This is a genomic window from Gammaproteobacteria bacterium (genome assembly GCA_009838035.1).
Taxonomy (GTDB): Bacteria; Pseudomonadota; Gammaproteobacteria; order Steroidobacterales; family Foliamicaceae; genus Foliamicus.
The window spans coordinates 65,705-81,290 of record VXSK01000020.1; the positions used below are offsets into that span (position 1 = coordinate 65,705).

The 15,586-nt window shown below is 65.2% G+C and carries 10 protein-coding genes; all 10 read left to right on the plus strand.

What is annotated here, in order from left to right:
- Positions 1-5 precede the first annotated feature (5 nt).
- The 10 genes from F4Y72_08940 (at position 6) to F4Y72_08985 (ending at position 15,577) form a co-directional block, all read left to right on the plus strand.
- A complete protein-coding gene (locus tag F4Y72_08940) occupies positions 6-614 on the plus strand; it encodes a sigma-70 family RNA polymerase sigma factor (GenBank protein MXZ28415.1) in 609 nt (202 codons plus the stop codon).
- On the plus strand, positions 611-1,699 hold the full coding sequence (locus F4Y72_08945; protein MXZ28416.1) for a hypothetical protein: 1,089 nt from the start codon (positions 611-613) through the stop codon (positions 1,697-1,699). The genes F4Y72_08940 and F4Y72_08945 overlap by 4 nt, the downstream gene beginning before the upstream one ends.
- Positions 1,696-4,824 (plus strand): TonB-dependent receptor, encoded by a 3,129-nt coding sequence (locus F4Y72_08950; protein MXZ28417.1) that lies wholly within the window; start codon positions 1,696-1,698, stop codon positions 4,822-4,824. The genes F4Y72_08945 and F4Y72_08950 overlap by 4 nt, the downstream gene beginning before the upstream one ends.
- Before the next feature lie 58 nt (positions 4,825-4,882).
- Positions 4,883-6,112, plus strand: coding sequence for a TlpA family protein disulfide reductase (locus F4Y72_08955; GenBank protein ID MXZ28418.1), 1,230 nt, complete (start codon positions 4,883-4,885; stop codon positions 6,110-6,112).
- Positions 6,113-6,258: 146 nt separating this feature from the next.
- Positions 6,259-7,791 carry a hypothetical protein gene (locus tag F4Y72_08960; GenBank protein MXZ28419.1) on the plus strand — a complete coding sequence of 511 codons (1,533 nt, stop codon included), beginning with the start codon at positions 6,259-6,261 and terminating at the stop codon, positions 7,789-7,791.
- Positions 7,792-7,823: 32 nt separating this feature from the next.
- The gene (locus tag F4Y72_08965; protein MXZ28420.1) at positions 7,824-9,341 is read left to right on the plus strand and encodes a hypothetical protein; all 1,518 of its coding nucleotides are present in this window, start codon (positions 7,824-7,826) and stop codon (positions 9,339-9,341) included.
- The gene (locus F4Y72_08970; protein ID MXZ28421.1) at positions 9,338-10,363 is read left to right on the plus strand and encodes a MoxR family ATPase; all 1,026 of its coding nucleotides are present in this window, start codon (positions 9,338-9,340) and stop codon (positions 10,361-10,363) included. Before F4Y72_08965 ends, F4Y72_08970 begins: the two co-directional genes overlap by 4 nt.
- Before the next feature lie 76 nt (positions 10,364-10,439).
- Complete coding sequence (locus F4Y72_08975) at positions 10,440-11,351, plus strand: DUF58 domain-containing protein (protein MXZ28422.1); 912 nt, start codon at positions 10,440-10,442, stop codon at positions 11,349-11,351.
- Positions 11,348-13,069, plus strand: coding sequence for a hypothetical protein (locus tag F4Y72_08980; protein ID MXZ28423.1), 1,722 nt, complete (start codon positions 11,348-11,350; stop codon positions 13,067-13,069). Before F4Y72_08975 ends, F4Y72_08980 begins: the two co-directional genes overlap by 4 nt.
- 12 nt (positions 13,070-13,081) lie before the next feature.
- A complete protein-coding gene (locus F4Y72_08985) occupies positions 13,082-15,577 on the plus strand; it encodes a VWA domain-containing protein (GenBank protein MXZ28424.1) in 2,496 nt (831 codons plus the stop codon).
- Positions 15,578-15,586: the final 9 nt, after the last annotated feature.

Consider the following 15,586-nt stretch of genomic DNA (forward strand, 5'->3'; position numbering starts at 1 on the left):
TCTTAATGGAGGGAGCTTTCTTGAACCGTTCGTTCAACCCGCGCAATGACGGCATCGTCGACCTGGCCTCGCAGCCGAGGCCGGGGCGCAGGCGGCTGGTGGAGCAGTTGTTCGACCAGCATGCCCAGGCATTGCGGCTGTTCCTGCGCGGGCGCTCGGTTCCTCCGGACCAGGTCGAGGACGTGGTGCAGGAACTCTTCACGCGGCTGATGGGCGTCGCCCGGCTGGAAGAGAAGATGTCGGATACGACCGGAAGCAATCGGTCCTATCTGCTGACCATGGCCAACAACCATCTCGTCAACCGTCACCGCAAGCGGAAGTTGCGCAGCGACTACGCCGCGGCGCAGCGGGGAAACGAACAGGAGCGGGCGGACGAGCGCACGCCGGAACGGATCGTCGCGGCGCAACTGGAGCTGGAAGCCATGAAGGCCGCCATCATGGACATGCCCCTGAATTGGCGGGTGGCCTTCATTCTGCAACGCTTCCGCAACATGAGTTACGAGGAGATCGCCGTGCACATGGGGGTGCAGGCAAAGCAGGTCGATAACTACATCGTGCGCGCGATGCGCAGGATCCGCAAGACGCAGCGGAAGATGAAGGGCGAAGGAGACTGATCGTGCTGAAGAATCTTCAGGAGATTTTGAATGGCCGCGCGGAGCATGCCTTGCACCGCCTCTGGTCGGATCAGCTGTCGGAAGCCGAAGCGGCGGCGATCGACAGCCGGGCGCGGAAAGATCCCGGCTACCGGGAAGAGCTGGACGGCTCGCTGGAGTTTCTCGCACGTATCGAGGACCTCGCCGACGATCGCGAGGTTCGCGCAATCGCCGCGGATTACCGCCAGGTGCTTCTGGAGCGCAAATCGAAACTGAAGCTCGCGGCAGGCCTCGCCGCGGGCGTTCTGGTGGCATGCGGCGCGGTGCTGCTTTATTTCTCGCCGCTTGGCGGATCGGACGACCGCCTGCTGCAAAAGTACGTCACCCGCATCGGCGAGCAGCAGACCATCGAACTCGATGACGGCAGCGTAGTCACGCTGAATACCAACGCCCAGTTGCTCGTGGACTACGGCAATCGGTCCCGCCGGATCCTGCTGGAGCGCGGCGAGGCCTTTTTCGAGGTGGTGACGGACACCGAACGGCCGTTTACGGTGGACCTGGGCTTCGGGTCCGTCACCGCGCTCGGGACGGCATTCAATGTCCGGAAGCAGCGTGAACGCTTCCAGGTAGCGGTGATCGAAGGCACGATTGCGCTGCACGAATTGGCTGAAGAAATACCCGCATCGCCGGCACCGCTCCCGGCGAGCGGGCAGGCGGTAGTTATTGCGGCGCCTTCGGAGCACCTGCTCGAGGAAGGCTGGGTCGCCGAGTTCGACATAGGCCTCGATGAGCTGAGGGCATTCCGGCCCGAGTCCATGGAACGTTACGAGGGCTGGCGGGGCGGCATGCTCGGTTTTTACCGCGAGCCCCTGAACGAGGTGGTGCGGGAGCTGAACCGCTATTCGCGGAAGAAAATCCTGATCGAGGACGCATCCGTCATGGAATTGAGTGTTTCCATGGTGGTGAGCATTCGGGAGATCGAATCCGCGCTCAAGGGCCTGGAGTCGGTGCTGCCGATCGAAGTCGGCAGGCACTACGACCGGATCGAAATTGGCGCTTCGGTGGGGGACTGGAGCAGAGACAAATCCCAAGAGGTGGGACCATGAAAACTTCATTGCGCATACATAATCCGACGGTTCTGTCGGTGGCCATGCTGGCACTTTTGGCGACGGGGGTCTCAGCCCAATCCGACGAGGTTCTGAAGCTCGACATCAAGCCGCAGAACGCCGATTCGGCGCTGGTCACGCTTGCAAAGTCCTCGGGCGTGCAGATCATTCTGGCCGACGGGGCCGGCGCGGATGTCGAAGTCGAAGGCTTGCAGGGCGAGTATCGGTTTGACGAGGCCCTGGCGGCTCTGACGACAGAAGCGGGCCTGACGCATGAATACACGGCCGAGAACCTGGTGGTGGTTCAGGAGGCGGAGCAGGTCCGGGAACCCGATGCGGCCGACGAAGCGCCGGCCGAAGAGGAAGAGGCGCCGATCGAACTGGGAGAGCAGAGGGTTACCGGCTCGCGCCTCACGATGGGTGATCCGACGGTCCGCGTTTTCACTCTCACCGCCGAAGACATCCGGGCGCGCGGCGTCACCACGGTCGAGGAACTTTTCCGGACCCTGCCGTTCGCCTATGCGGGCACCACCACGCAGAACAATGACGCTCCCGTGGGAGCAGGCGATACCGAAGATTTCAGGACCGGCGGGATCAATGTGGGCATTTCCACAGTCAACCTGCGCGCCCTGGGTTCGGCCAACACGCTGGTGCTGCTGAACGGACGCCGCACCGCGGGCGTTGCCGGCGTCGAGGACAACTATGCGAATCTTGTCAACGTGCCGCTTTCGGCCATCGAGCGCGTGGACATCCAACTGGATGGTTCGTCGGCCGTGTACGGCGCCGACGCCATCGGCGGGGTGGTGAATTTCATCACCAAGAAGAACTACACCGGCGCCACCTTCCAGGTCCGCGACGAATACAGTTCCACCGACGCGAACGCCAGCAAGGTCTCCTTCCAGGGCGGCTACGGCTGGGGCAGCGGCCAGATCACCGCCGTGTTGTCGCGCGATTCGTCCCAGCCCATCACCAACGAAAAAACCGGCTGGACCAGTTACGACTATCGCGACCACTACGGCGTCGAGTTCGATTCCCGCGACGACCGGGTGGGCCAGCCGGGCGTGGTGTGCCCCACTACGGTCACCTATCCCACGGGCACTTTTTGCGGTTTTCCGTGGATAACCTACCAGCTTCCCCAGGGGCACAGCGGCGTGGGCGCCACGGTGGATGACTTCACGACGAATATCGTGCCCGCCGATATCGTTGCGCCACAGAACGGCGAACACACGCGCAACGAGTCGGGCACCCTGTACCTGGAGCAGTACGTCACCGAAGATCTGCGTCTGTATGCGGATTTCCTGTATTCGAACAACGTATCGTCGCGCAATCAGAATACCCAGATGTTCCAATGGCCGGTACCCGCCAGCAACGCCTTTAATCCTTATGGAAGGACCGTGCTGGTGACCTACTATCCGATCAAGGAGATCGAGTCCGGGCTACCCGAGGAATTCTCCGCCTCGGGCAACCGCAAGCGCTCCCTGTCCGCCGGATTGATCTGGGATATCGGCGACACGACGACCTTCGAATTCAACGCGACCCGATCCCGGTCCACGCGTTATCAGCACCAGTACAAGCTGAATGGTCCGGGACTGATCAATCCGGCGAACCCGATTCATGCCCGGATGGTGGAACTGCTGGCCAGTTCCGATCCCAGCGTGGCGATCAACCTGTTCGGAGACGGATCCGTGCAGAGCCCCGAACTGGCGAGCCTCTACAACACCGACGCGTACCCGCTTCCGTCCGACAGTGTCACCAAGACCCGGTCCGTGGAGCCGCTGCTGCGCGGCCAGCTCCTTCAGTTGTGGGGGGGTCCGATCAGTTACGCGCTGGGAGCGCAGTTCAATGAAGACACGATTTACCGTGAGGTTACGCTGATCGACGGCGAGGGCGAGCGCCGGGAGGGCCGCTTCGAGCGCATCGGCGTGGCCCGGCCGACCCGTGAGGCAACCGCGTACTTCGCGGAACTCGCGCTGCCGATCGTGGGCGAGCGCAACGCCCGCCCGGGTATTGCTTCGCTCGTCCTAAGCCTGCAGGCGCGGCGTGATATCTACAAGACGGAAGGCGCCGACGGGGGTGTCGATCCGGTGTACGACCGCGTGAACCGGCGCTGGACCTATCCTGGCGATCCCAATGTCATCAACGTAGAGCATTCCGCCACCAGTCCCAGGCTCGGCATCCAGTACGCTCCGACAGAGGATTTCACATTGCGGGCATCCTGGTCCGAGTCGTTCCGTCCGCCGGTTTGGGGAGACCTTTTCAGCCTTACCAATCCCTCGTACTACACGTTCTGGACCTATGTGGACCCCTATGAGCCGTCCGGCAATACCGCGCCTATCAACATTCGCTCAACCTTGGCGCGTAATGCAGTCGATACGAGGCCGGAATACTCCGAAAACACTTCGTTTAGTTTCGACTGGACCCCTGCAGCCCTGCCCGGTTTCCGCTGGACGCTGGACTGGTCGAAGATCGACTTCACCGACAAGATCGAGAATGTCGGTGGACTGTTCAGGGACTATCCGGAAATCATCTTTGCGCTGCCTGATGTGGTGGAGCGGGATGCCGAAGGCAATGCGACCTTGTTCCGCCGGTCCCGGCCGATCAACATCGCAAAGAAAATAAGCGAGATCATCACCACCGAATTCGCGTACAACTTCGAGACGGCATGGGGCGATTTCACGCCCCGGCTCACCTATACGCGGGTGCTGGAGGAGACCTTCCAGATCACCGCAGAGAGCGAAGCCATACGCCGGGAGGGCACCGTGCTGGGCAGCGACGAGTACCGGGTAAGCGGTCAACTGGACTGGTACCGCGAACGCTGGGCCGGACACCTGTTTGTCTACTACACGCCGAGCTACCTGAACAACAACACGGGTTCCTGCCTTGAAATCGTGGGAAGGTGCGAGTACTGGGGCCAGGACAAGCCGCACCTGAACGTGGATTCCTATATCTCGGTCGATCTGACCTTGAGTTACACCTTCGACAACGGCATTCAGTTGCGCGCCGGCGGCCGCAATATTCTGGATGCGGAGCCCCCGGAAACGCTTTATTGGGGCATGCCGTACGACCCGTCGCGCTGGGACGCGCGCGGCCAGGTGATGTTCGTCGAATTCAACTGGGAACTGTAGTCCCCTCGGCGCCGGCCGCTCAGGGAAGGGCGGCCGGCTCGGGTTTGGAGAGCGGAAGATGATCCGCACCGCAAGTTCTATCGCCGCGATACTGCTTTTTGCCTGCGCCTGCGCACCCGGCAACGAATACGAGATCCGCGTCGACGCCTCGGCGCTTGAAGACGAGGCATCCAGGGCGGTCGCCTATGGCTATCTTCCGGGCAAGGACGATTACGGCGAGCTGGCGTCCGCGGAATTGCAAAACGGGCGCGCGACCCTGAGCGGCGTCGTGGATTATGTCCGCATCGTTCAGATCGACGTGCTTCCGGCCGATGATATTTATCCGCTGGGACGCGCGGAGTTCGTGCTTGAGCCGGGCCTGACCACGGTGCGATTCCTGGCGGACTCCAATGAAGTCGAGGGCGGCCAGTACACGCAGCTCGCCTTCGATTCCTGGCGCGGCGACCCCGAATACAGCGCCGCCGACGAAGAGCGCCGGGCCAGATTCGACGCCATGGCGGCGATGTCGGAGGAAGAGCGAGAAGAGCGTGAGGCCAGCCGCGTTGAATGGAGCGAAATGACGATCGAGTCGAAGCGCGAGGCGCTCAAGCCCAGTCTGATCCAGTCGCGGATACTGCGGGAAATCTATACGACGCATGAGGACCCGGTCATGCGTTTCGTGGCCCTGTCCGCCGACCAGGGCTGGATCGCCAAATGGGACCTGCATGAGGACTCGAAAGCGGGCCGGTCGATGGGATTTCTGGAGCAGATCGGCTTCTACGAATCGCTGGAGCGGGAACTTCCCGGGAATCCGGTCGTGGCGGCTGCGGCCGACCGGATCAGGGACGGTTACGAGCGCTACCTGACCGCCAGTTCCATCGCCATAGGCACCGAGATCAGGGACTTCGGGGCCGTCTCGCTGGATGGAGAGCCCTTCCGCCTGACCGAAGTCCTCGATGACAACGAATACGTGCTGGTCGAGTTCTGGGCGTCCTGGTGCGGACCCTGCAGGGCCGAGATTCCGCACATGAAGGAGGCCTACGAGAAATACCACGGCCAGGGCTTCGAGATCGTTTCCGTGTCGCTCGACGAGGAACACGAGGACTGGCAGGAGGCTTCGATCGAAGAGCAGATTCCCTGGATCGACGTGGGCGACCAGCAGGGTTTCGACAGCGAGTCGGCGAAGCTCTACGGAGTGCAGGGGATTCCGGCAAACTACCTGGCCAGGGGCGGCAGCGGTGAAATCGTCGGCACGAACCTGCGCCAGCGGAAGCTGGACGAAAAGCTGGCGGAGTTGTACGGCGAATAAATCGCACTGCAGGCAAGGTTCCGGTAAGCTGGACGTGATGTAATTGCCTGCAATCCCCTGACCGGGAATCGCAACGAATTACCTGATCGGCGCATCCATCCCACGGGGGCGTCGAAAAAAACAATCTTCAAGCGGGAGAGAAATCGATGAAACTGAATCCATTGCGTTTGGCCATCGCCGTTATGTTCGTGAGTCTGGGCTGGCTGGCGCAGCCTGCCGTTGCCCAGGACGGAGCGTCCCCAGGCGGCACGGCGGAAGCAAAGGTCATCGGCGATCACGTGCTGGTGCGCGTGGTGCTGAGCACCGAGAAGTTTCACAAGGAAACCCACCTGGTGCTCGACTACACCGACGAGCAGCCGCTGAGGATTTACAACTGCATTCTCGGCGCGGTCGAATATGGCGAGGGCGAGGAAACCATCAAGATCCTGGCCGACGGCCTGCGCATTGAGGTGCCGAAGGAGGGCGTCGAGGCCTCCTCCGAATGCACGCTGTTCCTGAAGAACCTGAGCGGGCAGTATTCGGTCGAGTTGAAGGACATCGACGTGTCGGCCATCCTGGGCGGCCCGGTGCTGCGCCAGTACGCGCTCGGCATGAACCTGGCCGCCGGCGAAGTCAGCTTCACGCCCGCGGACGAATCCAAGGTGGAAGACGCGATGCTTTGGGCGGAGTCGATCGTCACCGGCTTGCGCACGACCGAGGAGGGCCGGGTGCTTGCGCCGCTGAGCATCGGCGAGAAGGACCGCTCCCTGATGGCTTTCAATACCGCGGGCTATCACAGCTACATCAATGCGGCTCTGGCCGGCGGACTGGGCTATCCGTTCGGCGACGTGCCGGACATTCACTTCGGCCTTGGCGATCAGCGCGTTCCGCTGTCCGGCATGGCGGCGCTGTTTCCGGCCGATTTTTCCCAGGATCCGGAGCTTTCCCGGGACTGGCTCGTGGTCCCCGGATTGAGCCTCTGGACCGCCTTCAGGCTGGAGATCAACCCGGTGCAGGGCTACCTGGCGCTGGAGCCGGTGGTGAACACCAATTATTCAGAGGCCGATTTCGAGTTCTACACGGCGGCGGTGAACGAGGACCGCGACGCGCTGCGGTCGTATCATCAGGGCAACCCGGACGACCGCAACGTGGCGGAGGCGGCCGAGTTGATGTTTGCCCTGGGACTGGAGCAGAACGCCCCGGTCGAGGAGCAGATGGAGGCGGTGAATTACCGTCTCACCAGGACGCTGGAGCGCATGAAGTCGGGCTGGCTCGCGGAAACGCTGCAACCGTTGTTTCTCGCGGAAGACCGCGACGAACGCTCCGAGCTGATCACGGCGCTGGCCGAGGAAGCGCTGGAATACATTTCGCGTTCCGACGAACCGGGCCTACGGCAGGACCTGCAGCTGATCCTGGGCGACCGCTACCTTGAGGCGGGCGATGCCGAGCAGGCCTGGAAGTACTTCCTGGCTGCCGGCTTCAGCGGCGATCCGGAAAAGGAGAGCCTGGTGCGTCATGAACTCGGGCGCGTGTACGAGGCCCTGGGGCGCCATCGGCGCGCCTATTCGAATTACGAGCGCGCCGCATCGCCGCTGCTCGAAGGTTCGCAGGCGCTGAAGGACAGCGCCCGCGACGGGATGGAGCGCATCCGGCCCTTGCTGGAAACGGACGACCCGCTGGTCGTGGAGGCCGGCAGATAAGCTCCTTTTCGGCGTAGGCGAGGAGAACTGCCATGGCGGCCAACCCTGCGCCCGACCGTCTTCAGGATCAGCTGAACCGCCTCGCCGCCCAGGGCGCGAGGCGGCTCAAGCGCTGGGTCCTGCGCTGCGCCTGCGACCGCTATCTGAAATTGCTCTTCCCGGCCGCACTTTGCGTAAGCGGCGTCATCCTGCTGGCCGAGTTACTGGACACGGCGGCGGGAACGAGTCTTTGGCCCTTCGGCCTGGCCGTGACGGTACTGATTGCGCTGGCGCTGCCCGTTTTGGCGGTTGCCGGCTGCGTGCTGTTCGATTTCGCAAGCCACCGGATCGACCGGCGCATGTGCCTGGCGCTGTACGACCGTGATCTGGGCCTCAAGGACCGGCTGCAGGCGGCCGACCAGTATCTGGCCAAGGCCGACCGCAGCGATTTCGAGCAGGCGGCGGTGGAGGACGCGCGGGGTTATGCGCAAACCGCGCTGGAGCGTAAGCTGCCGCCGGTCGCGATCCGGCCGCCGGACTGGATTCCGCCGCACCGCAGGCTGGGTGCGCTGGCTGCCGTGCTGCTCGCCGCCGCCCTGTGGACTGGGCAGTACTCGGCGTCGCAGGCATCGGCCGGCGAGACGCTGGTTGCCGATGCGATTCCCGGCGACCTTCGCCGGGATTCCGACCTCACGCAGGTCCTGCCCGATCCGCTGCAGCCGCGACCGGCTTCCCTTGCGGCCAGGCGCAATAAGGAAGTCGAAGTGCCCGACTCCGAGGCGGAAAGCCGCCCGGGCGAGATGGAGGCGCGCGAGTTCTCCGCCCAGCGGCAGTCCGACAACCGCAGCGCCGCGGGATCGGACGCCCGGCGCAGCAACCGGGCGCGGCAGGCGCAGTCCGGCGCTTCGGGCCAGCGCGCGGAAAAGCAGGAGCAGGACGAGAGCGAATCCAGGAAAAACGAACCAAGGGAGCAGAAGCCCAGGGACCCGCCGAAAGAAGAGGAAGACCAGCCGAAGGAATCCGCGGGGCTGAAGGGCGGCAAGGGCGAAATGTCAGGCGGACGCATGGCCGCCTCGGATCACGCCGCCGCCCAGGACAAGACCCAGCAGCCGGAACCGGAGGGTGATTCCGATTTCGGCGACGAGGAAGAGGACGAGGAGCAGAAAGCCGGTTCCGCAAGCAAGCCGCTGATCAGTCAGCGCAAGGCGCCGGTCAACCGCTCCCTGACTCCCTCAGCCGACGGCAATGAGGAACGCGACGACCTGAACGGCCGCGGCGGCCCGTCCGGCCTGAAGAAGACCCGCGGCGTGGCCGCGATGCTGCTGGGCGTTCCGCTGCCCGATTACCTGCAGGGCAAGGTCAACCCCGGGCGCATGAAGATTCAGAGCGAGCAGGGCCGCGCCGAGGAGCACCAGGCCGATCCGACGCAGGCGCGGGAACGCCCGGCGCGCGACGCTGCCGTGGGCCACACGCTGCATCGCGAAATCCCGCCCCTGGGCCGGGACGTGGTACGAAATTATTTTCTTGCACAGCGAACGAATGGCGGAGAAGCGCCGGAGGAAATCGAATGACGGACAGTAATGCGGCCGCGGCCGCCGAGCGCGCCCGGGCGGGCGCCGACGAATTCACCGAAGTATTCAACCGGGTCAAGGCCCAGGTCAGCCGGCTGATCGTGGGCCAGGAAGAGGTCATCGACGGCGTGCTGACCGCGCTGATGTGCGGTGGGCACGTGCTGCTGGAGGGCGTCCCCGGCCTCGGCAAGACCATGCTGGTCAAGTCACTGGGCGAGGCGCTGAACCTGCGGTTCTCGCGGATTCAGTTCACTCCCGACATGATGCCCGCGGACATCCAGGGCACGATGGTACTGACGGAGACCGAGGGCGGCGGCCACGAGCTGACCTTCCAGCAGGGCCCGCTGATCGCCAACCTGGTACTGGCCGACGAGATCAACCGGGCGACCCCCAAGACTCAGTCGGCGCTGCTCGAAGCGATGCAGGAGCGCCAGGTGACCGTGGGCCGCCGGACGATCCGGCTGGACGAGCCCTACAGCGTGATGGCGACCCAGAACCCGGTGGAGCAGGAAGGCACCTATCCGCTGCCGGAAGCCCAGTTGGACCGTTTCCTTTTCAAGCAGATCGTGTCCTATCCCAGGGAAGAGGAATACGCGCCTATCCTCGAGCGCACGACCGGCGAGCAGGACGTGGTGATCGAACCGGTGGCCGACGCCGAAACCATCGTGCGCCTGCGCGCCGTGGCCCGCGCCGTGGCCGTCCCGGAGGTAGCCCAGCGCTACGCGGTCCAGCTCGTCATGGGCACTCAGCCGGACAGCGATTACGCGCCCGACAGCATCGGCGCCTACGTGGCGCTGGGCTCCAGCCCGCGGGGCGCGCAGGGGCTGATTCTGGGCGGCAAGGTGCGAGCGCTGCTGGCCGGGCGTTTTTCGGTGAGCACCGACGACATCCGTTCGGTGGCCCTGCCCGTGCTGAGGCACCGCGTACTGGTGAACTTCCACGCGCAGGCCAACCGGGTCACGCCGGACCCGCTGGTGGACGACGTTCTGCAGTCGGTAGAGCCGCCGCACACGGCGAGCTGAATTTAAGCCCGGGAGCGAGGGCGTCCCGCCCTCGACGAAGGCGAGACGCCTTCGTTCCCAGGGAGGAGAGTAAACCATGGGCATGGCCGCCCCCACAGTTGACGAATTCTTCGATACCGAGTTCCTGACCGCTCTGCAGGGCTTCAGCCTGTGGGCGCGGCGCATCATCAGCGGCGGCCGGCATGCCGAGCAGCTCTCGAAGGACAAGGGCGCCGGCCTAGAGTTCGCCGACTACAAGGCCTACGTGCCTGGCGACGATACGCGCACGATCGACTGGAATATCTACCGGCGCCTCGGCCGCGTGGTCGTCAAGGTGTTCGAGGAGCGCCAGGAACTGCCCGTTTACCTGCTGGTGGACCGCTCGAGCAGCATGTATTTCGAGGCCGCGCCCAAGATCGGCGTGGCGCTGAAGGTGGCGCTGGCCCTGGCTTCCATCAGCCTGTCCCAGCATGACAGCGTGGGACTGTTTTCGTTCTCGGACAACCTGGAAATGAAGCTCAAGAACGGTTCCGGACACGGCCGCCTGATGCGGGTCGCGGAACGCCTGGCGGAGCTCGAAGAGCAGGGCGCCACGGAACTGGTCCAGGCGATCGAAGGCGTGGAACAGCTGCGCCTGCGGCGGGGGCTGCTAGTCGTCATTTCCGACTTCTACGACCCGGCCGGGCTGGACGCCGTGCTGGGGTCGCTGCGCCAGACCCGGCACCGCCTGCTGCTGGTGCAGCTGATCGGCGACCACGACCTGGACCCGGCCGGTCGCCGCGACCTGCGCGGCGACGTACGGCTGCGCGACTGCGAGTCGGGCGAGGCCGTGGACGTGTCGCTCACGCCCGCCATTCTCGCCAATTACCGCACGATCGTGAACGATTTCAACGAGCGCCTCACCGGCTTCGCCACCGGGCAGGGCGCGGCCTTCCTGCGATTGAATACCGACGAGGAAGTGCTGCCGCAACTGGCGGCGGCGTTCGAGGCGGGGCGCATCGAGATATGAACTTCGCCAACCTGTCCTGGCCCTGGTTGCTGGCGGGCGCCGCCGGACTGGCCGGACTGCTGTACGTTCTTCAGCAGTTGCGCATCCGCTACACCGAAGTGGCGGTGCCGACCGCGATGTTCTGGCGCGAAGCGGCCCGCGACGCCCCGGTGCGTGTGTTTCGCCGGCGCTTTCGCCACTGGCTGGCCTACCTGCTGAGCCTGCTGATCTGCTGGCTCTTGTGGCTGGGCCTGGCCGAGCCGCGGGTGGACGATCCCGAGGGCGGCCAGTACCACGTGCTTTTCCTGGACGGATCGGCGCACATGTCCGCGCCGGGCGACCTTGAGCGCGCCATCGAACGCGTTCGCGACGATTTGCGGAGCCTGCCGGACGACCAGCGCGAAGTCATCTGGGGCGGCGCCAGGAACCTGAAGCTTCTGAATGCCGGCGAGGAGAGCCTGCTGTTCGATCGCCGGGTGGCCGGGCTCATGCCCGAAGGGGCGCCCTCGGCGGTGGCGGAACAACTCGACCTGCTGGCGCTGCCCGGCGCCTACCCCGAAGCGGTACGCCTGGTCATCTACGGCCGCGCCCCGGTCAGCGAGGAAGGACTGGATAGCTTGCCTGAGGGCATCCAGGTCCAGCGCGCCCAGGGTCTGGAAGAACCGGGACCGAACCGCGGCATCGTGGCCATGGGTCTGGGCACGGCCGCTTCCGGGCGCTGGGACGCCGTTGACGTGCTGGTACGCCTCGAGGCCACCGGAAATCTCAGCACACTTCCGGGCGACGTGGAGCTGAGTCTTGACGGTGCGCCGCTGAGCGGGGCAGTCATCCAGGATGCCCCTCCCGACGGATTTGTCCTTCGCGACATACCCGCCGCGGGCGGATTGCTGGAGGTCCGCATATCCGATCCGGACGCCTTGCCCGCGGACGACATGGCGCAGTTGCGCCTGCCCGAACGCCGGGAACTCAGGGTTGCCGTGTCCGCCTCACTGGGTTCCGTTCTCGTGGACGCGGTGCAGGCCGACCCCGGCCTCCTGCTGGCCGAGGACGATCCGGAAGTCGTATTCCGGCGGGCCGGCGAGGCGTTCGGCGGCGATCTGCCGGCGGTCGAGTTCGCACCGATGAACGAACAGGAAGCCGCCTTCGAGATTCAGTACACGGGCAATCTGGACGCGGAATCGGCTTTGCGCGACAGCCTGCAGGGATTGGGTCTGAACCTGATCGACGGCGCGGGACTGGCCGCCGAGGCCGGCCGGCCGGTGAGCGTGCAAACGTCCGGCGGCGAGTCGAGGAGTATTTCCGTTTGGCTGGAACTGCTCGATGAGCGCTTCAACTTCACGGCGTCGCGGGCGTTCCCGCTGTTCGTTACCCGCACCGCCCGCTGGCTCACCGAGGAAGATGCGGTTTACTCGTATCTGGCCGCGGGCCGGCTCGCGCCCGACGAATCATCGGAGTTCGCACTGACCGGTCCCGGGGACAGCGCGACCCGCCTGCTGGGCGCGGACCTGCCGCCGGCGCGCTCGGGAACGCTCGAAGCGCCCGACGGGGGGCTCTCGTATCCGGTTTCGCTGTTGAGCACGGCGGTAACCACGGGGCAGACCGGCGTGGAACTGTCCGCTTTCGCCCCCGCGGCCACGGGACTGGCCGGTCCTTCTCTCCTTGCCTTGATCCTGATTCTCGCGGCGCTCGCGCTGCTGGCCTTCGAGTGGTACGCGTACCAGCGCGGGTTGATGCCGTAGGGTCCGGGTGCGATGAGCATATCCTTTACCTATCCCCTGGCCGCGCTGCTGTTGCTGGCCGTGCCGGCATTGTGGTTCTGGCCCGCGCGCCCGCGCACAACCTGGCATGGGGTCATCCGATCGCTGCTGTTCGTATTGTTGATTGCGGCGCTGATGCAGCCGGTAACGGTGCTGGAAGTGGAGCAGGAAAGGCACGTCGTTGTGCTGGACGAGACCGCCAGTATGTCGGCGGCGGCGCGCAGCCGCGGAGCGCAGGCGGCCTCCGCGCTGTTTGCCGAACTGGCCGATCGCGGTGACGCGACCATGATTCGCCTGGGCGCGGAAGGTGACGAAAGCACTGCGGACGAGAACGGTGCGCGGCGGATCGTGCCGGGCGAACGCGATGCGTCGCCCCTGGCCGAGGCGCTGGCGATTGCGGGTCAGTCGATTCCGCGCGAGCAGCGGGGGTCCGTGGTCCTGATCTCCGACGGCCTGGCCACCAGCCGCGATTGGGCCTCATCCGCGGCGCAGCTCGCCGAGCGCGACATTCCGGTGCACGTGTTCAATCCCGGGGCGGCTTCCACCGATCCGTTCCCGGCGCGGCTGAAACTGAGTACGGGCCGTCCCGGGGAATCGCTGAGGGCAACGGCCGAAATCAACGGCGCGAACGCCGAGATGCAACTGGTGCTGAGATCGGACGGGGAAGAGCTGGCTCGCTCCGAGCCCTTCCAGGGCGAAGGGCGCCATTACGTTGAAGTCGATTTCGAAGCCGGTGAACCGGGCTTTCTTGACGTAACGGCGGAACTGGTGGTCGAGCCCGGCGCCCGGGACGATCCCGGCAACAATCACCTGCAGGCCGTGGCGGCGATCCAGGCGCCGCTGCGCATCCTCTATCTGGGGTCGCGCCAGGAAGGCGCGGCGCGGCGCCTGGCCGAAATTCTGGGGCCGGGACATGAGATCGACACGGCGGATCCGGCCGCGCTGGACGGGGACACCGATCTGGAGCCCTATCAGGTCGTGATGCTCGACGACGTTCCGGCGCGCCTGCTCTCCGAGGCGTTCCAGGCGCGCCTTGAAGACGCCATCGTGGACCAGGGCCTGGGTTTGATGATGAGCGGCGGCCAGGCGTCCTTTGCCGACGGCGGCTACTTCGAAACGCCGGTGGCGGAGCTGCTGCCGGTCGAGATTACCGGTGAGGACGACATCAGCGATCCCAGCGTGGCGCTCGCCCTGATACTGGACACCTCCGGCTCCATGGGCGGAACGCGCATCGAGCTGGCCAAGCAAATCGCCCGGATCGCGGTGCGCCGCCTGCAACCGCACGACCGGGTCGGGATCGTCGAGTTCTATGGCGCCAAGCACTGGGCGGTGCCCTTGCAGCCGGCCTCCAACAAGATCGAGATCGACCGCGCCATCGGTCGCATGAAGGCCATCGGCGGCACGGTCCTGTACCCCGCGATCCAGGAAGCCTACTATGGGTTGCAGAACGTCAATGCGCGTTTCAAGCACATCATTCTCGTGACGGATGCGGGCGTCGAGGACGCCAATTACGAGGCGATGGTGCGCAGCATCTCGCGCGACAACATCAACGTTTCGACCATCCTCGTCGGACAGGGCGGACATAACCTGGTCATGTCCGACATCGCGAACTGGGGCCAGGGACGCTTTTATGGCGTCGGCAACCAGTTCAGCCTGGTGGAGCTGGTACTGAAGCGGCCCACGATACGCAAGGCGGTCCGCTACAAGCGCGGCAGTTTTGCGCTGGACGGCCTGAGCGGACCCGGATGGTGGGGGCCGGTGGATCCCGCCGCCCTGCCGCCGCTGAACGGCTATGCCCAGGTGGAGCCGCGCGACGGAGCGGAAATGCTGATCCGGGTCGCGGACGCCCGCTATCCGGTACTTTCGACCTGGCGTTACGGGCTGGGCCGGGTAACGGCCCTGATGACCGAACCGGCCGGCCAGGGCACGGAAGACTGGCGCGAATGGCCGGATTTCGCCGAGTTCCTGGGACGAATCGTGTCCCGTACGGCCTCGGACCAGGAACCCTTCAAGCTGGGATTGCAGCGCCGGGGCGGCCGGGCCCACCTGAGCGTGCGGCGCTACGACAACGACCCGCTGCTGGCGCCGGACGCCCGGCTGGTGGATGCAAGCGGTCGCGAAACGGCGGAGCCTTTGCCTGCGCTGATCGAGACGGCGCCCGGACTGTTCGAGGCGGACTTTTCCGCTGCGCCGGGAGAGGCGGTACGGGTCGTGGTGCGGCCGAACCGCGGTCCGGGAGCGCAGCGCATCGCGATCGCGCCTTACTCCGACCGGTTCGAAGAAACCCAGGTCGATCCGTCGTCGTCGCTTGACCTGGACGAACTGGCGGCGCTGACCGGCGGCGCCGTGTTGACCGGCGGCGACGCTGCACAGATTCGCGCCGGCGGCGGGCTGCGGGCGGGCGACGTGACGCGGCTTTGGCCGTGGCTGCTGCTGGCCGCCCTGCTCGCCTACCTGGCGGACATCACCTACCGCCGCTGGCCGCGTTGAGGATGGCAA